The organism is uncultured Veillonella sp., from assembly GCF_963534045.1.
Lineage (GTDB): Bacteria > Bacillota > Negativicutes > Veillonellales > Veillonellaceae > Veillonella.
In genome coordinates this window covers 19835-41883 of the sequence record NZ_CAUSQT010000003.1, presented here as the reverse complement: position 1 = coordinate 41883, position 22049 = coordinate 19835, and the positions used below count along the sequence as shown (strand labels likewise).

Annotated in this window: 24 protein-coding genes and 1 riboswitch; all 24 genes read left to right on the top strand. The window is 36.9% G+C overall.

The annotated features are described in order from the left end of the window. The first annotated feature begins 64 nt into the window (after positions 1-64). The 24 genes from RYP29_RS01360 to RYP29_RS01245 all read left to right on the top strand — a co-directional run bounded on the left by RYP29_RS01360 (position 65) and on the right by RYP29_RS01245 (position 22049). Positions 65-946 carry a YicC/YloC family endoribonuclease gene (locus RYP29_RS01360; RefSeq protein ID WP_105084298.1) on the top strand — a complete coding sequence of 294 codons (882 nt, stop codon included), beginning with the start codon at positions 65-67 and terminating at the stop codon, positions 944-946. A gap of 12 nt (positions 947-958) precedes the next feature. After that, positions 959-1228 carry an extracellular matrix/biofilm regulator RemA gene (gene remA, locus RYP29_RS01355; protein ID WP_005379012.1) on the top strand — a complete coding sequence of 90 codons (270 nt, stop codon included), beginning with the start codon at positions 959-961 and terminating at the stop codon, positions 1226-1228. An 8-nt stretch (positions 1229-1236) separates the two neighbouring features. Beyond that, the gene (gene gmk / locus RYP29_RS01350; protein WP_005378959.1) at positions 1237-1866 is read left to right on the top strand and encodes a guanylate kinase; all 630 of its coding nucleotides are present in this window, start codon (positions 1237-1239) and stop codon (positions 1864-1866) included. 4 nt (positions 1867-1870) lie between these two features. Beyond that, positions 1871-2086: a DNA-directed RNA polymerase subunit omega gene (gene rpoZ, locus RYP29_RS01345; protein ID WP_005378818.1), complete on the top strand. Its 216-nt coding sequence runs from the start codon at positions 1871-1873 to the stop codon at positions 2084-2086. Positions 2087-2140: 54 nt separating this feature from the next. After that, on the top strand, positions 2141-3343 hold the full coding sequence (coaBC, locus tag RYP29_RS01340; protein ID WP_311531720.1) for a bifunctional phosphopantothenoylcysteine decarboxylase/phosphopantothenate--cysteine ligase CoaBC: 1203 nt from the start codon (positions 2141-2143) through the stop codon (positions 3341-3343). A 121-nt stretch (positions 3344-3464) separates the two neighbouring features. Then, positions 3465-3564: riboswitch (SAM riboswitch) on the top strand. A gap of 47 nt (positions 3565-3611) precedes the next feature. Then, positions 3612-4802 (top strand): methionine adenosyltransferase, encoded by a 1191-nt coding sequence (metK, locus tag RYP29_RS01335; protein ID WP_005379087.1) that lies wholly within the window; start codon positions 3612-3614, stop codon positions 4800-4802. Positions 4803-4890: 88 nt separating this feature from the next. Further along, positions 4891-7074: a primosomal protein N' gene (priA, locus tag RYP29_RS01330; protein ID WP_311531719.1), complete on the top strand. Its 2184-nt coding sequence runs from the start codon at positions 4891-4893 to the stop codon at positions 7072-7074. A gap of 12 nt (positions 7075-7086) precedes the next feature. Further along, positions 7087-7575, top strand: a complete 489-nt coding sequence (gene def, locus RYP29_RS01325) for a peptide deformylase (protein WP_311531718.1) — start codon at positions 7087-7089, stop codon at positions 7573-7575. After that, positions 7568-8575 (top strand): methionyl-tRNA formyltransferase, encoded by a 1008-nt coding sequence (fmt, locus tag RYP29_RS01320; RefSeq protein ID WP_311531716.1) that lies wholly within the window; start codon positions 7568-7570, stop codon positions 8573-8575. Before def ends, fmt begins: the two co-directional genes overlap by 8 nt. Beyond that, positions 8532-9356 carry a DUF116 domain-containing protein gene (locus RYP29_RS01315; RefSeq protein ID WP_311531715.1) on the top strand — a complete coding sequence of 275 codons (825 nt, stop codon included), beginning with the start codon at positions 8532-8534 and terminating at the stop codon, positions 9354-9356. The genes fmt and RYP29_RS01315 overlap by 44 nt, the downstream gene beginning before the upstream one ends. Continuing rightward, positions 9340-10698, top strand: a complete 1359-nt coding sequence (gene rsmB / locus RYP29_RS01310; RefSeq protein WP_311474801.1) for a 16S rRNA (cytosine(967)-C(5))-methyltransferase RsmB — start codon at positions 9340-9342, stop codon at positions 10696-10698. Before RYP29_RS01315 ends, rsmB begins: the two co-directional genes overlap by 17 nt. A 30-nt stretch (positions 10699-10728) precedes the next feature. Beyond that, positions 10729-11775, top strand: coding sequence for a 23S rRNA (adenine(2503)-C(2))-methyltransferase RlmN (gene rlmN / locus RYP29_RS01305; protein ID WP_311531714.1), 1047 nt, complete (start codon positions 10729-10731; stop codon positions 11773-11775). Beyond that, a complete protein-coding gene (locus RYP29_RS01300; RefSeq protein ID WP_311531713.1) occupies positions 11768-12469 on the top strand; it encodes a Stp1/IreP family PP2C-type Ser/Thr phosphatase in 702 nt (233 codons plus the stop codon). The genes rlmN and RYP29_RS01300 overlap by 8 nt, the downstream gene beginning before the upstream one ends. A 26-nt stretch (positions 12470-12495) precedes the next feature. Beyond that, positions 12496-14421, top strand: a complete 1926-nt coding sequence (pknB, locus tag RYP29_RS01295; protein WP_311531712.1) for a Stk1 family PASTA domain-containing Ser/Thr kinase — start codon at positions 12496-12498, stop codon at positions 14419-14421. A gap of 7 nt (positions 14422-14428) precedes the next feature. Beyond that, positions 14429-15292, top strand: a complete 864-nt coding sequence (gene rsgA / locus RYP29_RS01290) for a ribosome small subunit-dependent GTPase A (RefSeq protein ID WP_311531711.1) — start codon at positions 14429-14431, stop codon at positions 15290-15292. A gap of 1 nt (position 15293) precedes the next feature. Continuing rightward, positions 15294-15944, top strand: coding sequence for a ribulose-phosphate 3-epimerase (gene rpe, locus RYP29_RS01285; RefSeq protein WP_311531710.1), 651 nt, complete (start codon positions 15294-15296; stop codon positions 15942-15944). Between the two features lie 244 nt (positions 15945-16188). Beyond that, positions 16189-16902, top strand: coding sequence for a 30S ribosomal protein S2 (gene rpsB / locus RYP29_RS01280; RefSeq protein WP_005386735.1), 714 nt, complete (start codon positions 16189-16191; stop codon positions 16900-16902). Positions 16903-17016: 114 nt separating this feature from the next. Then, entirely contained in the window at positions 17017-17697 is a 681-nt protein-coding gene (tsf, locus tag RYP29_RS01275; RefSeq protein ID WP_205096497.1) for a translation elongation factor Ts, read from the top strand. Positions 17698-17759: 62 nt separating this feature from the next. Then, positions 17760-18485 carry a UMP kinase gene (pyrH, locus tag RYP29_RS01270; RefSeq protein WP_005378934.1) on the top strand — a complete coding sequence of 242 codons (726 nt, stop codon included), beginning with the start codon at positions 17760-17762 and terminating at the stop codon, positions 18483-18485. Between the two features lie 6 nt (positions 18486-18491). Then, complete coding sequence (frr, locus tag RYP29_RS01265; protein ID WP_301834269.1) at positions 18492-19052, top strand: ribosome recycling factor; 561 nt, start codon at positions 18492-18494, stop codon at positions 19050-19052. Further along, entirely contained in the window at positions 19052-19303 is a 252-nt protein-coding gene (locus RYP29_RS01260; RefSeq protein ID WP_311531703.1) for a hypothetical protein, read from the top strand. Before frr ends, RYP29_RS01260 begins: the two co-directional genes overlap by 1 nt. Continuing rightward, complete coding sequence (locus RYP29_RS01255) at positions 19284-20045, top strand: isoprenyl transferase (RefSeq protein WP_311531701.1); 762 nt, start codon at positions 19284-19286, stop codon at positions 20043-20045. The genes RYP29_RS01260 and RYP29_RS01255 overlap by 20 nt, the downstream gene beginning before the upstream one ends. 3 nt (positions 20046-20048) lie before the next feature. Next, the gene (locus tag RYP29_RS01250; protein ID WP_311531700.1) at positions 20049-20870 is read left to right on the top strand and encodes a phosphatidate cytidylyltransferase; all 822 of its coding nucleotides are present in this window, start codon (positions 20049-20051) and stop codon (positions 20868-20870) included. A gap of 27 nt (positions 20871-20897) precedes the next feature. Further along, on the top strand, positions 20898-22049 hold the full coding sequence (locus RYP29_RS01245) for a 1-deoxy-D-xylulose-5-phosphate reductoisomerase (RefSeq protein ID WP_311531698.1): 1152 nt from the start codon (positions 20898-20900) through the stop codon (positions 22047-22049).

The window sequence follows — 22049 nt, the reverse complement described above, 5'->3', positions numbered from 1 at the left end:
ATCATAGATAATTAATAGATATCTTTAAAATTCGTGATACAATATATAAAAAGGAGGTTCATCTATGAATAGTATGACCGGATTTGGACGATCAACACGTATAGCAGATGGTTTACAATGCACAATTGAGATAAAATCTGTTAATTCAAGATTTTTAGACCTTAACATACGGAGTCCAAAACAAGTTAACTCTGTAGAACACAGTATTCGAAAATGCATTCAAAAGTCCTTACATCGTGGCAAAGTTGATGTGTTTGTTACGTTGCAGGATATAGATGATAGAGAAAAGCAATTCTTAATAAATAGCTCGTTAAAAAATCAAATACAAGACTTATTAGTGTTAGAAGGATTTTATAAATCTGCTCAAGAAGTGCCTTTAGCAGCAGTTATGTCTATATCCAATGAGTGGATTCAAATTAAAGATGATGAAATACAAGAAGATTCTCTTTGTTCTTTGATTACAGAAACTACGATGGAAGCTCTTGATGCTTTGGTCCATATGCGAACATCTGAAGGCGTACAAATTCAGCAGGATTTGCTAGAACGGCTTTCACATATGACGGCCATTATTGATGATATAAATGCTCATAAAGAAGATGCTGTGTTAGCTTATAAAGAAAATTTACGAAAGAAAATGCTTGAGTATGTAGACAATTTAGATATTGCTATTAATGAAGATCGTTTACTCCAAGAAGTTGCCATTATGGCTGATAAAACCGATATTACGGAAGAGATTGTCCGATTTAGGTCTCATGTGGTACAATTAACAAATACACTAAAGAAGGATGAACCTATTGGTCGTAAGTTAGATTTTATCATCCAAGAGATGAATCGAGAGGTTAATACGATCGGCTCAAAAGCCATGGATATTAGATTAACGGACCATGTGGTACAATTAAAATGTGAATTAGAAAAAGTTAGAGAGCAAGTACAGAATATTGAGTAAGGAGGTCTGTTTATGAGTATCCAATTACTGAATATTGGTTTTGGTAATATGGTTTCTGCTAATCGCGTTATCGCTATTATTAGCCCTGAATCGGCGCCTATTAAACGGATGGTTCAAGATGCAAGAGATAAAAGTCTTCTCATAGATGCAACTTATGGACGTAAAACTCGGGCTGTACTCGTTATGGACAGTGGACAAATAGTATTGTCGGCTATTCAACCTGAAACTGTGGCACATCGTATTGTGCAACACGAAGTCGATGAGGATACTGTAGAAGCTTAGGAGTTATTATGGCAGATCGAGGTTTATTAATTGTCATTTCAGGCCCATCTGGTGCAGGCAAAGGAACGATTTGTTCGAATATACGTGGTGAAATGCCTAATCTTGTATATTCTGTATCCATGACTACACGAGAACCACGGGTCGGTGAAAAAGAAGGAATTAATTATTTCTTTCGTACAAAAGAAGAATTTGAATCATTATTGTCAGAGGATGCGTTTTTAGAGTATGCTAAGGTATATGATAATTATTATGGCACTCCAAAACAGCATGTGATGAATTTGTTGGATGAAGGTAAAAGTGTACTCCTTGAAATTGATATACAAGGGGCTATGCAGGTTAAAGAGCGATTTAGTGATGCTGTATTTATATACATCGTACCACCATCTTTAACTGAATTATCTGAACGCCTTCATAATCGCGGAACTGATGCAAAAGAGGTTATTGATAAACGGTTATCATTGGCCTGTTCCGAATTAGCTCTGGCTCATCGTTACGATTACATTGTAGTCAATGATGATTTAGAGGATGCGTCTTTAAAGGTTGCTTCTATATTGCGCGCTGAAGCTTGTAAAATCAGTCGTAATAAGGAGCAAATTCAATATATTTATAAGCAATATCAAGAATCTAAGGAGAAGTGATAGTATGATGGTAAAACCTCCATTGAAAGCATTGGAAAAACGTGTGGATAGTAAATATACATTGGTAACATTAGCAGCTAAGCGCGCTCGTGAATTAACTGATGGTGAAGAGTGTCTTGCTACTGATATTCATAATACAGATAAACCTGTATCTTTAGCATTCTATGAAATTGCTGAAGGTGAAGTAACATATAAACGCACTAAAGAAGGTATTAAATAATTTTACTCAGAATTCCTTGTACATTTTGTACAAGGAATTTTTAAAAGGAGAATTATGAAAGGCAAACATATTATCGTAGGTGTTTCAGCAGGTATTGCTGCTTATAAAGCTATTGAAGTAGTTAGTCGTTTACGCAAGGCTGGGGCAGAAGTGAAAGTCGTAATGACCAAGAATGCCACACATATTGCTACACCTATGACATTTGGTGAAATTAGTGGACATCCTGTAGCTGTTGATATGTGGGAAGAAATTCACGATTGGAATGTAGAACATATTGCTCTTGCAACGTGGGCTGATGCTTATATCGTGGTACCAGCTACAGCCAATGTAATTGGTAAAATACGAGCAGGTATAGCCGATGATATGCTTACGACAACAATTATGGCAACGCCTGCACCTAAATTTTTATGTCCAGCTATGAATACAGAGATGTTTAATAATCCCATTGTACAGAGAAATTTAGAGGATTTATCGTCATTAGGATATCATATTATGCAACCGGATGCCGGTTGGCTGGCTTGTGGTGTAACAGGTGTGGGTAGATTACCATCACCAGAAGCCATCGTTAATTGGTTGACTGAAGAATTACAGTCCTTAGAAGGAACAGGTAAATTAGCTGGTAAGACTGTCCTTGTTACCGCTGGTGGAACACAAGAAAATATCGATCCCGTGAGATATATTGGCAACAGATCTAGTGGAAAGATGGGATATGCTATTGCCGCTGCCGCTGTTAAGGAAAAGGCTCGGGTTATTCTCGTTAGTGCACCTACATCTCTCGTTGTACCTGATGGAGTTGAATATGTGCCTGTAGATTCTGCAGAATCTATGCAAGAGGCTGTTAATTCCTATTATGAATCCACAGATGTGGTGGTTATGGCTGCGGCTGTTTCAGACTTTAGAGTAGCTAATAAAGCCCCTCAAAAAATTAAAAAAATGGAGACAATGACCTTAGAGCTTGTAAAGAATCCAGATATACTTAAAGGTCTAGGAGAACATAAAACCCATCAATTATTGGTTGGTTTTGCTGCAGAAACTGAGCATGTTGTCGATTACGGCATGGATAAGGTGCGTAGGAAAAACCTTGATATGTTAGTTGCCAATGATGTAAGCAAATCAAATGCTGGGTTTAATGTAGATACCAATGAAGGATATTTTTTATATCCAAATAAAGAGCCTAAAATAATGCCAAATATGCAAAAATCAGAATTAGCTAGATACATTATTGGAGAAGTTATTGAATTGTTAGCTGTAAAATAGCTTATGTAATATATCGAAAATTTGAAAGCGCATTACATAAGGCTGAACAGGATTTAGCGTTACATAAAGTGGATTAACTTGATTTTTCTACAAAAATGGTATACAATTTATATCATAATTTAACTCATCAAGAGTAGTGGAGGGAAAGGCCCGTTGAAGCTACAGCAACCCTTTTTAAAAGAAGGTGCTAATTCCAACAGTCATGGACTGATAGATGGGTCTCCCTCATGAGAGACCATGAGGGATTTTTTTATTATAGGAGGCAAAAATGGCAGAAAAACATATGTTTTTTACTTCTGAATCCGTTACGGAAGGCCATCCAGATAAAATAGCTGACCAAATTTCTGATGCTGTTTTGGATGCGATTATTGAAAAAGATCCAAAGGCTCGTGTAGCTTGTGAAACACTTGTGACTACAGGTTTAGTCCATGTCGTAGGGGAAATCTCTACAAGCACATATGTTGATATTCCTCGTGTAGTACGTGATACAATTCGAGAAATTGGTTATACTCGTGCAAAATATGGTTTCGATTGTGATACTTGTGGTGTGTTAGTATCTATTGATGAACAATCTGCAGATATCGCTATGGGTGTAGACGAAGCATTAGAATCTAAAGATGGTAATAGCGAAATCAATGATAAAATTGGCGCTGGTGACCAAGGCATGATGTTTGGTTACGCAACAAACGAAACACCTGAATATATGCCTATGCCAATTTCTTTAGCACATCGTTTATCCCGTCGTTTAGCAGAAGTTCGTAAGAACGGCACATTAACATATCTTCGTCCAGATGGTAAAACACAAGTTACTGTAGAATATGTTGACAATCAACCTAAACGTATTGATACAATCGTTATTTCTACGCAACATAGCCCAGAAGTAACACAAGAGCAAATTAAAAATGATTTGAAACGCTATGTTATTGATGCAGCACTTCCGGCAGAATTCATCGATGAAAACACTAAATTTTTCATTAATCCTACAGGCCGTTTCGTTATCGGCGGTCCTCATGGTGATGCTGGTTTAACAGGTCGTAAAATCATCGTTGATACGTATGGTGGTATGGCTCGTCATGGTGGCGGTGCTTTCTCTGGTAAGGATCCTTCCAAGGTTGACCGTTCCGCAGCATATGCAGCTCGTTACGTAGCTAAAAATGTTGTAGCTGCAGGTCTCGCAGATAAATGCGAAGTACAAGTAGCGTATGCGATTGGTGTTGCAAAACCTGTATCCATTTTAGTTGATACATTTGGTACTGCTAAGATTGCAGAAGAAAAAATTCAAGAATTAGTAAGCAAACATTTCGACTTGCGCCCAGCAGGTATCATTGAAATGCTTGATTTATTAAAGCCTCATTATCGTAAGACGGCTGCGTATGGTCACTTTGGTAGAACTGATGTTGATCTTCCATGGGAACGTACTGATAAAGCTGATATTTTACGTCACGAAGCTGGCTTATAATAGTAAAGACTTAGTAGACTTGTCTACTAAGTCTTTTTTTATCTCCTCTAGGATATGTTATAATAATTAGATTAGAGGAGGTGAACTAATGCGCGTAGCAAGTATTATTATTAATAGACCTGCCAAACAATTACATAAACCGTTAAGCTATTTGTTACCAGAGAAATTTGGTGATGTGAAAGCAGGGACTCGTGTATTAGTTCCCTTAGGTGGTAGTCGTGAAGAGGGCATCGTTATTGGGTATGAAGAACTATTAGAGAAACCAACATTTACTTTGCGTTCTATAATAGATATTCTTGATAGTGATCCTTGGTTTACTCGGGAAATGATGGATACGGCACAGAAAATTAGTCGTTATTTTTTGTGTTCCTTTGGAGATGCTTTACGTCTTTTTACTGTGCATAAAACATTAAAATCTTACGATGCACCAAAAGAAGAATGGCTCGTTGTAACGCCAGAGTTTAAGATTGATCAATTAAGTCCTAAGAAGCGCAAGCAGCGTGAGTTGGCTAACTATCTCATCGACGTAGGTGGGGCTCCTAAATCTTTATTAAGAGCCAAGGGCTATTCTTATATGGTCATTAAACAGGTCGGTGAAGAGCATGGCATTCATATTGAAGAACGCTTTAAAGATACAAAAACTTCTTTTACCGAATTGCTGAGTGGTGAAGAAACAATTCCGTTAACTGAAGCACAACAAATTGTATATGAACCGATTAAGCAGATGATGGACCTTGAATCGTATAATACATTCCTTTTGCATGGTGTAACTGGTAGTGGTAAAACACAAATTTATTTAAAAGCTGCTGCTCGTTGTATAGGAAAAGGTAAAACCGCCATTATTCTGGTTCCTGAAATTATATTAACCGATCAGATTGTTCGTCGTTTTGTTTCTACCTTTGGTGATGAAGTTGTTGTTTTCCATAGTAAACTAACCATTAGTGAGCGAAATAATAACTGGGAACGTATACGAAGGAAGGATAGCCATATCATTATTGGCGCTCGTTCTGCCGTTTTCGCGCCTGCTGAAGATATTGGGCTTATTGTATTAGATGAAGAACATGATACGTCCTATAAACAGGAAGATATGATTCGTTATAATGCAAAAAATGTTGCATTATGGAGAGGTATGGCTCATGATTGTCCTGTTATTTTAGGCTCTGCTACACCTGCTATCACATCGTATTACAAGGCTTTACAAGGACAATATAAGCTGTTAGAGTTGCCAACCCGTATCTTTGATCAACCGATGCCAAATGTTCAAATTGTAGATATGAAAGAAGAAATGATTCGTGGCAACTACTCGGTGTTCTCCGATGCTATGACACATCTTATTGATCGGACATTAGCGGATGGAAATCAGATGATTATTCTTTTAAATCGTCGTGGCTACAGCACATTTGTCATGTGTCGTGATTGTGGTGAAACGATTATGTGTCCTCATTGTGAGGTTGCTATGGTATACCATCAAGCTGGTGAAGAGTTGCGGTGTCACTATTGTGAGCACCATGAACCAATTCCTTCAGTATGCCCTAAATGTCATAGTAAAAGAATTAAATTCTTTGGCTCTGGCACACAAAAAGTTGAAGAAGAATTACGCAGACATTTTAAAGGCGCTCGTATTGCGCGTTTAGATCAAGATGTAACTAAGCATAAAGATATGGGCGAAGAAATTCTTCAAGATTTTGGTAAACATAAATATGATATTTTATTAGGGACCCAAATGGTTTCTAAAGGGCATGATTTTAAGGATGTAACAGCTGTAGGTATATTGACGGCTGATTCTGTCTTAAATATACCTGTTTATTCAGCATCTGAACGTGCATTTGATCTACTAACGCAAACATCAGGAAGAGCGGGTCGTGGTGATAAGGTTGGCAGTGTTGTTATACAAACATATAATCCTTTAAATTATGCTATAATAAAGAGTAAGGCTCATGATTATTTGGGCTTTTACAATGAAGAAATAGTAAATCGTAAGGACTTAGGGTATCCACCATTTCGCGAAATGATTTATATGGTTATAAGACATGGGAAGGAAGAAATGGCTGAATCGATTGCTCAAAAAATTGTAGATGATTTGGAAACAAATTTTAAATCACCATCGATTGATGTTAATGGTCCTTATGAAGCAGGCATTAAAAAGATTCGCGATATGTATCGTTTATCGATTATGATTCGCGGAGAAAATTTAGATGCCGTAAAAGATTATATATATAATTCTTGGATTTTTACACAAGAAGGTCTACTTATCGATGTAGACCCTATTTGATAAGAGGAGTATATGGCAGTACTTGAAGTAGTAAAAGCGGGACATCCCATATTAAAAGAGGTTGCAGAACCTGTAGAACATGTAAATAAAAAAATGCGTGCTTTAATAGAAGATATGGCCGACACAATGTATAAAACGGAAGGTGTTGGATTGGCAGCACCGCAGGTAAATGTATCCAAACGTATTATAGTTGTTGATGATCATGCTGGTAGTGGATTAATAGCGCTTATCAACCCTGAAATTATTCATGGTGAAGGAAGCCAAATTGGGCTAGAAGGCTGTTTAAGTGTACCAGGTTATTTCGGAGATGTGGAACGTTTTGAAAAGGTTACCGTAAAAGGTATCGATCCACATAATAAAAAAGTTATGATTAAAGCTGAAGGTTTTTTGGCTAGAATTTTTCAACATGAAATAGATCATTTAGAAGGTCATTTATTTATTGAAAAAGCTACAAACTTACGCCGTGTTGCAGATCATCCGGAGGAGAAGGAAATTGTCTAACAATAATCCATTACGCATAGTATTTATGGGCACGCCAGATTTTTCTGTTCCTACATTACGCGCATTAGTTGAGGCTGGTCATTCTATAGTAGGTGTATATTGCCAACCTGATAAACAAAAGGGACGTGGCAAGCAGATTCAAATGCCACCAGTTAAAGAAGCTGCGTTATCTTTGGATTTGCCCGTGTATCAACCTATAACATTACGTGATGATGCTGTTCAAAAGGAATTGATTGATCTTGCACCAGACGTTATCGTCGTAATTGCTTACGGTAAGATTTTGCCACCATGGCTTATTCGTTTGCCTAAATATGGATGTATTAATATCCATGCATCTATATTGCCAAAATATAGGGGGGCAGCACCTATCCATTATGCTATTTTAAATGGTGATACTAAAACAGGGGTTACCATTATGCATATGGATGATGGTTTAGATACAGGGGATATTATCGATATTGCAGAAATTGATATACTTCCAAACGAAACAACAGGCGCTTTATTTGAGCGCATTGCTGAATTAGGGGCTCGCACTATTTCTCCTGTATTAGATAAATGGGTGAAAGGTGAAATTACAGCCACCCCTCAAGATGACGCTTTAGCAAGCCACACTTCTAAGATTACAAAAGAAATGGGGTGTATTGATTGGCATCAACCGGCACATAAGATTGTCAACTTGATTCGTGGTTTAACTCCAGCACCTGGATGTTATTCTTTCTTACAGGGGAAACGGTTAAAGATTTGGTCTGCTCAAATGGTTGAGATTACATCTGTAAGCAATAAGATGACCACAATTTTTGTAAATAACAATGAGGTTCCTGTAGAATTTGCACCTCCTGGAACTATAGTGCATTCAGCAAAGGGACTTGTTGTGTCGACTGGTGATCAAGGTTTTATTCTCCTTATAGAGGTACAACCAGAAAATAAAAAGCGTATTAGTGCTCAAGATTTTATTAATGGTCATCAAATTAAAGGTGGTATTGCATTTGACGAAGTGTAATATATCTTACAAAAGATACCCATTATATTTAAAATTATCGGCTCTATCTTGTTTATTCATTTCAATAATCATGGGCTTCTCAATGTATATAGTTTGGCCAGGACTAGAAAGAATATCATACAACTTAGCTTTTATTAGTGAAAGTATCGGTGGACTTTTAATATTAGGTATTTGGGTACTTTGGTTTGTTCTAGCTATTGCTTCTCTAGGTTTTAGATATATTCATCCTATAGTTTTACGAATAGCTAATCGATTTATTTATTTACTTTTCCAATTATCATTAGGGCTAGGAAAGGCTTTCATAGGCATACAAAAAGATGAATTACGTCAAGCTATGATTGATTTAATTAATCATCTAGTGGTTATGAATTTATATAAAGTACCTCCTGAACGTATCCTTCTATTAACACCTCATTGTCTTCAAGAGAACACTTGTATTCATAAGGTGACACATGATGTATACAACTGTAAGCAATGTGGTCGCTGTCAGGTAGGAGGGTTATTGAAAATCGCAAAGGAATATGGTTGTCAATTCATAGTTGTCACTGGTGGTACATTGGCTCGTATGAAGGTTAAAGAAGCGAAACCTAAAGCGATTATTGCTATAGCTTGTGAACGAGATCTTGCAAGTGGCATGGCTGATGTATTTCCTATTCCTGTTATCGGAGTATTAAATGAACGCCCTAATGGACCTTGTTGTAATACGACTGTTGATATTAACAAGGTACGAGATGCTGTAGAGTTACTGATTGATAAGGATAACTATGAACGAAATTGCTAAAAACGGACAAAAACAGAATATACGATTATTGGCTGTAAAGGCATTATCTGATATCAATCGTAAGGGCGCCTATGCTAATATTGTTTTACAGGACTATATTTCAAAATATAATCTATCTGACTTAGACAGACGCTTCTTTACAGAACTTGTATACGGTGTGGTACGTAGACGCAATTATTTAGATGCTATTATCGTACATTTTGCCAAACGTCCTATAAAAAAATTGTCCTCTATGGTCGTAGAAATTTTGCGCCTAGGTATTTATCAGATTATCTATATGGATAAGGTACCGGAAAGTGCGGCAGTTAATGAATCAGTTAAATTAGCGAAGAAATTAACACGAGGTCTATCTGGCTTCGTAAATGCCATATTGAGATCTGTTATACGAGAACAAGATACTATTGGTATTGAAGATTTGGCGGCTAATGATATAGAAGCTATTTCTTTCATTTACAATATTCCTCTTTGGCTTATCAATTTATGGATACGTGAGTTTGGTCGTGATAAAACAGAGGATTTATGTGCATGGTTTAATGAACAGCCTAAATTGACGGCACGTATTAACACGATTCTTATTGATATTCCGCAATGTTTATCTTTATTAAATGAACAAGGTTGGGATGTTACTCAGGATACTAATTACAAGGATATAATTTATATTAATAGCCATCGTGGTAGCCTTGAAAAATCTGAGGCATTTATAAAAGGTTATATTACATTTATGGATAAGGCATCTATGCTAGTAGCACGTCTCGTAAATCCGAAACCTGGTGAGCGTATATTAGATTGCTGTGCTGCTCCAGGTGGTAAATCAATGTACATGGCAACTTTAATGGATAATGTAGGTTCATTAATGAGTTGTGATATACATGAACATAAGATTGAACTCATGAATTCAAATGCTGAACGATTGGGTGCTTCTATTGTTCATACAAAAGTACAGGATGCTACAAAATTACCAGATTCATGGAACTCGTATTTTGATCGAGTGCTCGTAGATGCACCGTGTTCTGGATTAGGTATACTTCAAAAGAAACTAGATATGCGTTGGCGAAAACAGGAATCGATACTTAGAGAATTACCACCATTACAGTTAGCGATTTTAGAACGCGCTGCTATGACTGTTAAGGAAAAAGGATATTTAATATATTCCACTTGTACATTAAACTACAAGGAAAACGAAGAGGTAGTCGAGGCATTTTTACAGAAACATAAGGAGTTTTCTATTATTCCTGTGGCGGATGATTTCCCACTTAAGTCAAATAGTGGTATGATTACAACATATCCACCAACAGATGATATGGATGGTTTCTTTATGGTTAAAATGCAACGTATTTCTTAACTAAGTTGTTAGCTTTGAATGGGAGCACTCATGATTGAATTGTTGGGTAAATCGTTGGTTGAATTGCAAGCGTTATTTGAGGAACATAAAATTCAAAAATTTCGTGCAAAACAATTGATTGATTACATATATCATCGTCATATTTTTGTATTTCAAGATATGACACAATTCCCTAAGACCTTGAGAGATTGGTTGGATTCTAATTGCATAATATCGATTCCTAAAGTGATTACTCAATCTGTATCACCTGACGGAAAAACACAGAAATTATTATTGGAACTTACTGATTACAGCAGAATTGAAGCCGTTCTAATGGAGCAACATTATGGCAATTCTGTATGTGTTTCTTCCCAAGTTGGATGCGCTATGGGCTGTGTTTTTTGCGCATCTACACAAGGGGGATTATTTAGAGATTTATCGGTTCCTGAAATTGTAGGTCAAGTTGTTCTCTTTAGTGCCTTAAAACAAGATGATATTCACTCTTTAGTTGTCATGGGTGCTGGTGAACCATTACAAAATTATGACAATGTATTGCAGGCGTTAAAACTTATTCACGACCCTATGACATTTGATATTAGTTATAGAAAAATGACTATTTCTACCTGTGGTTGGGTTCCTAATATTTATAAATTGGCAGATGAGGATCTTCCGATTACATTAGCGTTATCTTTACATGCTACAACAGATGAAACACGTCGCAAGATTATGCCTGTTGGATCTCGATACAAATTAGACGAGGTTTTAGATGCTGTAAAATATTATTATGAAAAAACACAGCGACGTATAACATTTGAATATATTTTAATAGATTCAATTAATGTATCGTTAGAGGAAGCTCATGAGTTAGGAAACATTGGCAAGGCATTTCCTAATTGTCATGTCAATCTTATTCCTGTAAATGGGAATGAACATATTAATTTGTATAAACCTTCTAGTAAACATATGAACATATTTAAGGATATTGTCGCTTCTTATGGTGTTTCTGTTACAATTCGTAAAGAAATGGGCGATGCTATTCAAGCCGCATGTGGACAATTAAAAGTAGCCCACGGTCGGAAAGAGGAGATTCATGAATAATATCGTAGGTTTAAGTAAAATTGGATTAGTCAGAAAACAGAATGAAGATCGCTTTTTTATTAGTGATAATATTTGTGCTGTTACTGACGGCATGGGAGGCTATAGAGGCGGAGAAATCGCCAGCACCTATGCTGTTGATGAAATAAAAGAATATTTACAATCTACTCCTACCATTAATGAAACGTCCTTAGTTGATGCTATATTACATGCGAATACACGCATAGTTAATCGTGTGGCACGAGAGGAACGGCTTAGTGGAATGGGAACTACTGCTGTTGTGGTTGCTAAGGTAGATGATAATCTACTTTGGGCTAGTGTCGGCGACAGTAGACTCTATATTTATAGAAATGATGAATTGACGCAAATTACCACGGATCACTCTATGGTTCAACAGTTATTAGATGCTGGTGAAATTACAAAAGAAGAGATGATTGTACACCCGCAACGTAATTTATTAACTAGAGCCGTCGGTGTTGAAGAAGATTTACATGTCGATAGTGGTACACTACCTGTAAAATCCGGTGATCGAATTCTATTATGTACAGATGGATTATCTGGGTATATTAGCGATGAAAGAATACGAGAAGTATTACATAATATTGATGATAATACAGATGTATTAAATACATTGATTGCTGATGTATATGATGCTGGTGCCGGTGATAATGTTACCATTATAGTAGGAACTATCTAATCTAGATATGGAGAGTTATAAATAATATGAAGATTAAAGATACATTGCTGGATAATCGCTATCGTATCCTGACCAAGATTGGTGTTGGCGGAATGGCCGACGTATATAAAGGTGAAGATACTTTATTAGGCCGTCCAGTAGCCATAAAAATTTTACATTCAAACTTTGCTAGTGACGATGAATTTGTAAGTCGATTTAAACGAGAAGCGCAGGCTGCAGGCAAGTTAAATCATCCTAATATCGTGAATATGTATGATGTAGGCTATGATCAAGGCATGCATTATATCATTATGGAATATGTAGACGGAGAAACACTTAAAGAATATATTACCCGTCATCATCGATTATCCATTGACGAAGCAGTTAAGATTACTATTGCTATCGGTGAGGGCTTAGAACATGCCCATGCAATGGGAATTGTTCATTGCGATATCAAACCACATAATGTAATTATTACAAATACAGGTCGTGTAAAGGTGACTGATTTTGGTATTGCACGTGCTATGAATACCACTAACACTGTTATGTACACAAATTCTATAATGGGGTCTGCTCATTATCTTTCACCAGAACAAGCTAGTGGAAAACCTGTCGATGGAAATACAGATATTTATTCCTTAGGTGTCGTTTTATATGAAATGTTAACTGGCAAGGTTCCTTTTGAAGGGGAAACACCAATTGCAGTAGCATTAAAACATGTACGAGAAAAGGTCATTCCACCTACAAGATATAATCCTTCGATACCACCATTGTTAGAAGCGGTTGTGATGAAAGCATTAGCTAAAAATCCTGCTGATCGATTTGATTCCATATCTGAAATGATGGGGGACTTACGTTTATCTCAAGGCTTTACGATGGGAAAAACACAACGTCATGAACCATACGATTTTGCGACACAAATGATTCCGGCTGTAGATCCAGATACATTAGATGATTTCAGTGATATCGATGATCCTACGCCTAATGAGGAAAAAAAGAAATCTATGCTTAGTAAGATTGCATCAATACCACAAAAATATATAGTTCTTGGTGCTGCCGTTATTTTCTTGATTGCATTTTTAGGTGCATTCTTGAGTTATGGTAATTTTTGGAGTAATACCACTGTTGATGTACCGAATGTAGTAGGTAAACAAGTCTCTGTGGCCAAAAATATTTTGGAAGATAAACACTTACGAGTATCGACAAGTGAGGTAACTAATACAGATGTTCCAGCAGGACAAGTTATTTCTCAAAGTCCTGGTGCTGGGGAAAAAGTTAAGGAACAGCGTACTATACATTTAGTTGTATCTAAAGGTGTTGGTGATATTACAGTTCCTGATCTTTCTGGTTTGACTGTAGATCAAGCACGTCAACGTCTTAAAGATTTAGGCTTAGTTGTGGGTAAAATCACACAAGGATCTGTTGAAGGAAAACCTGATAATGTTATAGTTGCACAAAGTCCTTCTGGTGATTCTAAGGTATCCAAAGGCACTACTGTTGATTTAGTTGTAAACAAAGCGCAAGCTAAGAAGGTAAAAATGCCAGATCTTGTTGGTATGACCTTAAAAGATGCTCGCCAAGTTTTGAGCTCCAACAATATTGGGGTTAATCAAATTGCTGGTTCAGTAGATGATAAATCAATCGTTACAGAACAAAGCATAAAAGCTGGTGAAGAGGTTTCTGAAGGTAGTAGCCTAAATCTAGCTACTGAATTAAAAGGAGATTCCTCTAAAAAAGACGATTCTAAGCAAAGTTCTTCTAACAGAACTAAGGGTACCGTAGATATAACTGTACCGTCTGGCTCTAAGAATCAAGAAGTCAAAATTGTAGTTCGGGATGATGAGGGTTCTTCCGTTATTTACGATGATACTAACAAACCTGGTGATCGCATCGTAAAAAATGTATCCGGTGTTGGTAATGTTCGGATACAGGTTTACCTAAATGGTGCATTAGTTCAAGATACTGCGTTGTAGGGGACTTATGAGTACAGGGATTGTAATTAAAAATATGAATGGTTACTTTTACATTCAAGATGAATTAGGAACCATTCATGAATGTAAGGTACGGGGACGTATTAAAAAGTCGAAATATAGTTTGCTCGTCGGTGATCGTGTGGAGTTTTCAGAAGATGGATTTGTTGAAACTATCTTGCCACGTCATAATTCCATGATACGTCCTGCTGTTGCTAATATTGACCAAGTCATCCTCGTCGTGGCTGCTCATAATCCTGACATTAATGAATTGTTGCTCGATAAAATGTTGGTCATGATTGAACATGCTGATATTCCCGTCATTTTATGTATAAATAAGTACGATGTTGGTGATGCATCAACAGATGCGTTAATCGATAAGTATAAAACAATTGGATATCGTGTTATCACTACGTCTGCTATCAATCACATTGGTATTGATGAATTGCGTAATCAGTTGCAGCATAAGGTAACTGCGTTTGCAGGACCATCTGGTGTTGGTAAAAGTAGTCTGTTAAATGCAGTGGATGAAAAATTTGCATTTCAGACTGGTGAAATAAGCGATAAGATTAAACGCGGTAAGCATACAACACGTCATGCGTCATTGTTTAGTTTAAACGCTGACTCATTTATAATGGATACACCTGGTTTTAGTTCTATTGAATTTACTGATATTACATTAGAACGATTGCCTACATTATTTCCTGAATTTTCTGATTATGTGGAAGCCTGTAAATTTAATCCTTGTTATCACGAACATGAACCAATTTGTGGTATTAAGGAGGCTTTGGCAGATCATAAGATTTATGAAAGCCGCTATGATGCGTACACGATAATCCGCAAAGATATACAGAACCAAAGAAAGAGGTTTTAAAATGATTAAAATAGCTCCATCTATGTTATCCGCAGATTTTTCAATATTGCGTGATGAAATTAAAAGTATTGAATTGGCTGGTGCTGATTATCTTCATATAGATGTCATGGATGGACACTTTGTGCCTAATCTTACATTTGGTGCACCTATTGTAAAAGCTATCCGCCCACATACTGCATTGCCGTTTGATGTACATTTGATGGTCACTAACCCTGCTGATTATGTCGAAGAATATGCAAAGATTGGTGTTGAGTACTTTACCTTTCATCAAGAAACGGTTCCTCATATGCACCGATTGATACAGCAGATTAAAGCAGTTGGTATGAAGGCCGGGGTTGCTCTTAACCCAGGAACACCAGTTTCGATGTTAGAAGATGTGGCCGGAGATTTAGATATGATTTTAATCATGTCTGTAAATCCTGGCTTTGGAGGACAATCCTTTATTCCTCGAGCAGTAGAAAAAGTAAAACAAGCGAAACTTCTATTAGATTCAATTGGTAATACCGATGCGGTAATAGAGGTTGATGGCGGTATCAATGATATTACGTGCATACCAATTAAGGATGCAGGTGCAACCATGTTGGTTGCTGGATCAGCTGTTTTTGGTGCTCCAGATAGAGCGAAGATGATTGAAGCAATACGTAATAACTAATATAAAATAAGAAACATATCTAGATACGAGTATAGAATCAAAATTTTTTCTTGTGATATATACTTTCATACAAAGGGTCAGTAATTCTTTTAGAATTGCTGACTCTTTACTTGCTTTTAGAATATTTTTTTGTTAAAATTACTAGGTATGAAAAATATGCACGTCGGTGGACTTCGGTACTGTGCCTAATTTTGGGTGACCCGAAGGATGAAGCGGCGGAGGTTAATTAACAGGAGGTGCCACAATGGCAGTAGTATCAATGAAACAATTATTAGAGGCTGGTGTACACTTTGGTCATCAGACTAGAAGATGGAACCCTAAAATGGCGAAATTCATCTTCACTGAACGCAATGGTATTTATATCATTGACTTGTCTAAAACAGTTAAAAAAGTAGAAGAAGCTTACAATTTCTTGCGTGAAGTTGCTTCCCAAGGCGAAGTAATTTTGTTCGTAGGTACTAAAAAACAAGCTCAAGAAGCTATTAAAGAAGAAGCTATCCGTGCTAACATGTTCTTCGTTAACGAACGTTGGTTGGGCGGTATGTTGACTAACTTCAAAACAATTGAAACTCGTATTAAACGTTTGAAACAATTGGAAGCTATGGCAGAAGATGGTACTTTCGAAGTATTGCCTAAAAAAGAAGTTATCGGTCTTCGTCATGAAATGGAAAAATTGGAAAAATATCTTGGCGGTATCAAAGATATGCCTAAAATGCCAGGTGCTCTTTTCGTAGTTGATCCTAAAAAAGAAAAAATCGCTATTGCAGAAGCTAAAAAATTAGGTATTCCAGTTGTTGCAACAGTTGACACTAACTGCGATCCTGATGAAGTAGAATTCCCAATCCCAGCAAATGATGACGCTATCCGTGCTGTAAAATTATTGGCTGGTAAAATGGCAGACGCTGTTCTTGAAGGTCGTCAAGGCGAATCTTTAGACGGTGCTGAAGCTGCAGAATAATTCTGCGAAGCTACTTAATCATTTCTGATTAGCATTTGAAAGATAAATCTATAACATATATAATTAGGGTAAGGACTATATCCTTACCTTAATTAGTACTAGGAGGAACAAATAATGGCAATTACTGCTGCTATGGTAAAAGAATTGCGCGACATGACTGGCGCAGGTATGATGGATGCTAAAAAAGCATTAGTTGAAACTGACGGTAATATCGATAAAGCGGTTGACCTTCTTCGTGAAAAAGGCTTGGCTGCTGCAGCTAAAAAAGCTGGTCGTATCGCAGCTGAAGGTGTAGTACAATCTTACATTCATGCTGGTGGTCGTATCGGTGTTTTGGTTGAAGTTAACTGCGAAACTGACTTCGTTGCTAAAACTGATGATTTCCAAAACTTGGCACGCGACATCGCTATGCAAATCGCAGCTGTTAACCCTACATACTTAAACCGTGAAGAGGTTCCTGCTGAAGTAATCGAACATGAAAAACAAGTATTGTTGGAACAAGCTAAAGTAGAAGCTGAAGAAGACGTTAAAGCAGGTCGTAAACCAAAACCTGAAGCTGTTTTGGAAAAAATGGTTAATGGCCGTATTGAAAAATTCTATAAAGAAAATTGCCTATTAGAACAAGCGTTCATTAAAGATGGTGATAAAACAGTTACTGATATCATTAATGAAAATATTGCAAAAATCGGTGAAAACATCAACGTACGTCGTTTTGTTCGCTACGGTTTGGGCGAAGGCATTGAAAAACGCCAAGATGACTTCGTAGCAGAAGTAATGGCATCTGTTGGTAAATAATTTATAAATAATAAGAGAACACCGTACCGTGTTCTCTTATTTTGCAATAGAGGAGTATACAAATGGCAAAGAGACACTTTAAACGTATTGTTTTGAAGTTAAGTGGTGAAGCATTAGCGGGTGATCAAGGCTTTGGTATTAACCCTGATGTAGTCGAAAAGTTTGCACAAGAAATCGCAGCATTGGCAAAATCCACTGATTTAGAAATCGCTATTGTTGTTGGTGGCGGTAACCTATGGAGAGGGTTAGCTGGTAGCAATCAAGGTATGGATCGTGCTACAGCTGACTATATGGGCATGTTGGCAACAGTAATGAACTCCTTAGCATTGCAAGATGCATTAGAACAAGCTGGCGTAGATACACGCGTTCAAACAGCTATCGAAATGCAAGAAATTGCAGAGCCTTATATTCGTCGCCGTGCGATTCGTCACTTAGAGAAAAAACGTATCGTAATTTTTGGCGCAGGCCTTGGGAAACCTTATTTCTCTACTGATACAACAGCTGCATTGCGCGCTGCAGAAATTGAAGCTGATGCAATTTTGATGGCTAAAAAGTTTGCTGATGGTGTGTATGATTCTGATCCAAAAACAAATCCTAATGCCGTTAAATTTGATGAATTAACATATAATGACATTATTACAAAAGAATTGAAAGTAATGGATTCTACATCCACTACATTATGTAAAGATAATAATATCCCTATTATCGTTTTCAGCATGGATATTCCAGGTAATATTACTAAAGCTGCAAAAGGTGAAGAAGTAGGGACGATAGTTCGCGGAGAATAAACCACTATGGAATTAAAAGAATTAATGCAACAACAAGAAGAGCGTATGAATAAGTCCATTGAGTCTTTGAAGCATGAATTCGCTTCTATTCGTACCGGCCGTGCAAGTACTGCATTACTTGATAAGGTGATGGTTGATTACTACGGATCTCCTACGCCAATTAATCAAGTGGCTAATATTTCTGTACCAGAACCTCGTATGATTTTAGTTGCACCATGGGATAAATCCATGATTGGTGCTATTGAAAAAGCTATTTTACAATCCGATTTGGGATTAAACCCAGGTAATGATGGTACGGCTATTCGTTTGACAATTCCTCAATTAACGGAAGAACGTCGTAAAGAAATTGTTAAAGTAGTTCATAAAAAAGCTGAAGATGCAAAGGTAGCAGTTCGTAATATTCGTCGCGATGCTAATGATGCATTGAAGAAAGAAGAAAAAGCTAAAACTATTACTGAAGATGATGCTAAAGATGGTTTAGATCAAATTCAAAAATTAACGGATAAAAAGATTAAACAAATCGATGAATTGAAAGCCGTTAAAGAAAAGGACGTATTAGAAGTATAATGACTAATTCTAGTAGTCTTATTGGAATGCCTTGGCAGCTTGCAAAGTCTCAATTGCAGGCTGCCCATATTCCTTTTAAGGTAATAGTTGGCGATAATTTTAATCGCTTTTTTGAGATAGCCTCTGAAGGCTATTATGTCGCAAGAATCACTGAATCTGAGGATATGCTTCATATCATTTTATATAGACCTATGGTTTCAAGTGATTTTGGACATACTCTGGAGGTAATGTATGCTGAGGAAACTATTTAAACGCGATACCTCATCTACAGTTAATATAGATGAACACAATGTACCTCGTCATGTAGCTATTATTATGGATGGCAATGGACGTTGGGCAAAGCGTCGTGGCATGCCTCGGTCAATGGGACATCGAGCAGGTGCTGATGTATTAAAAGAAATTGTTATTGCTGCTGATGAAATCGGTGTAAAAGCGTTAACAGTATATGGATTCTCTACGGAGAATTGGAAGCGGCCTGAGCAAGAGGTTTCTCTTTTGATGGCTTTGATTAAAGAATATTTACAAAAAAATGTACAATATATGCATAAACATAATGTTCGTATACGTTTTATTGGATATATTCAAGGACTTTCAGAAGAATTACAAACGATTATTTCTGATTCCGAAGCATTAACTAAGAATAATACAGGCCTAACCTTACAATTAGCTATTAATTATGGTGGGCGTGATGAGATAGTACGAACTGTACAAGGAATAGCACAATCTGTGCTGGATGGTCAATTTGCAGTTCAAGATATTACTGAACAATATGTTAGCAGTCATTTGTATACGCAAGAGTTTAGTGATGTCGATTTACTAATACGTCCTAGTAAAGATTATCGTATTAGTAACTTTTTATTATGGCAGTTAGCATATGCCGAATTTTGGTTTACTGATTTACATTGGCCAGATTTTACAAAAGATACATTATTAGAAGCTATAGCAGCTTATCAAAAACGAGAACGTCGTTTCGGTGGCTTGCAAGAGGAATAATAGATGCTTAAAACACGTGTTATCACTGCAGTTATTGGGTTTATCATTGCATTAGGTGCTATTACACTAGGTGGCTTAACATATGATATACTCATTACCTTATTAGCACTTATTGGATGGCGAGAATTTATACTGCTCAGTAAGGCTAAACATGTTCGTGTACCGGTATTATGGGGATACATTTCCATAATCGCTATCATGATTTCCTTGTGGTTTGGCAGTTATACAGTAGGTATGGCTTGCTTTGTATTTGCCATTATTTCCAATTATCTTATGTGTACATTTGGTGAAAATACATATTCTATGAGTAGCGTTTCCTATAGCTTATTTGGTTTGCTATATATAGTAATGGGACTAGGCTCATTATTATTGATACGTCATGACTGGCTCTATAGTTCATTAACGATGCCTGTTGTTGGTGAAAGCTGGGGCGTAGTTATGCTATGGCTACTATTGTTTTCCACATGGGCTAGTGATACCTTTGCGTACTTTGCTGGCCGTGCATTCGGTAAACGTAAAATTGTACCTTCCATAAGTCCTAATAAGACATTAGAAGGTTTTATAGGTGGTTTTATAGGTTGCGTTGTCACTGGTATTGTGTATGCCGTTATCAGTCATATACCAGTCTATATGGGTGCCTATGTAGGCATTATTTGTGGTGTATTAGCACCTTTAGGTGATTTATTTGAATCTAAATTAAAACGACTATGTAATGTGAAAGACTCAGGTACACTATTACCTGGTCATGGTGGGGTTTTAGATCGTTTTGATAGTTTGATGTTTACCGCACCTGTTACATTATTATTAATTTTATGTTTTGCATAATAAACATAAACAGAAAAGAAGGCTTTTATGAAGTATGTAAGTATATTGGGAAGCACTGGCTCTATTGGTACGCAAACATTAGATGTTATTAAGCAACATCCTGATCAATTTAAAGCCGTTGCATTAGTTGCTCACCGAAATATTGATTTATTGGAACAACAAATTAATGAATTCAAACCGTTAATAGCCGGTGTAGTTGATGAGCAAGCATATATGCTTCTTAAAGAACGTTATCATGGTTCCACTAAAATTATAGGTGGTAAAGAAGCTTTGATTAGTGCCGCTACAATTCAAGAAGCCACCATGGTGGTTACGGCTATTGTTGGTGCTGTTGGTATTGAGCCAACTGTAGAAGCCATTAAGGCTCGTAAAACTATCGGTCTTGCCAATAAGGAAACATTAGTAGCTGGTGGACCTTTAATTACGGCACTTGCTAAAGAATATAATGTTTCTATTTTACCTATAGATAGTGAACATAGTGCCATCTTCCAATGCTTGGAAGGACAAGCTAAATCAAATGTAGATTCTTTGATTTTAACGGCTTCAGGTGGACCTCTTCGTACCTGGTCTAGTGAACGGATTGCTTCAGCTACGGCTGAGGATTGCTTAAAACATCCTACATGGAATATGGGAAGTAAAATTACTATCGATTCTGCTTCCTTATTCAATAAAGGCCTTGAAGTAATTGAAGCTCATTGGTTATTTGACTTTGATTTTGATCATATCGACGTAGTGGTTCATCCGCAAAGTATTATTCACTCTATGATACGTTTGAATGATGGTGCCATCCTTGCACAAATGGGGAATCCTGATATGCGTGAGCCAATTCAATATGCTTTGACATATCCTAAACGGATGCACCTAGATATGAAACATTTGGATTTTAAAGAATTACTCACCCTTGAGTTCATGCCTCCTAGAGTGGAGGATTTCCCTGCATTAAAGTTAGCGTATGAAGTAGGTAAAATTGGGGGCTTTAAACCAGCCGTGTTTAATGCAGCTAATGAAACTGCTGTATATGCATTTTTAGATGGAAAAATTGTATTTAGCGATATCTATAAAATCGTTACCGCTGTTTTGGCATCCATGGGAACAGATGATGAATTTACCCTTGATAATTTACTAGCTATCGATCAATGGGCTCGCATAAAAGCTTCAGAATTTATAAATAGGAGATAG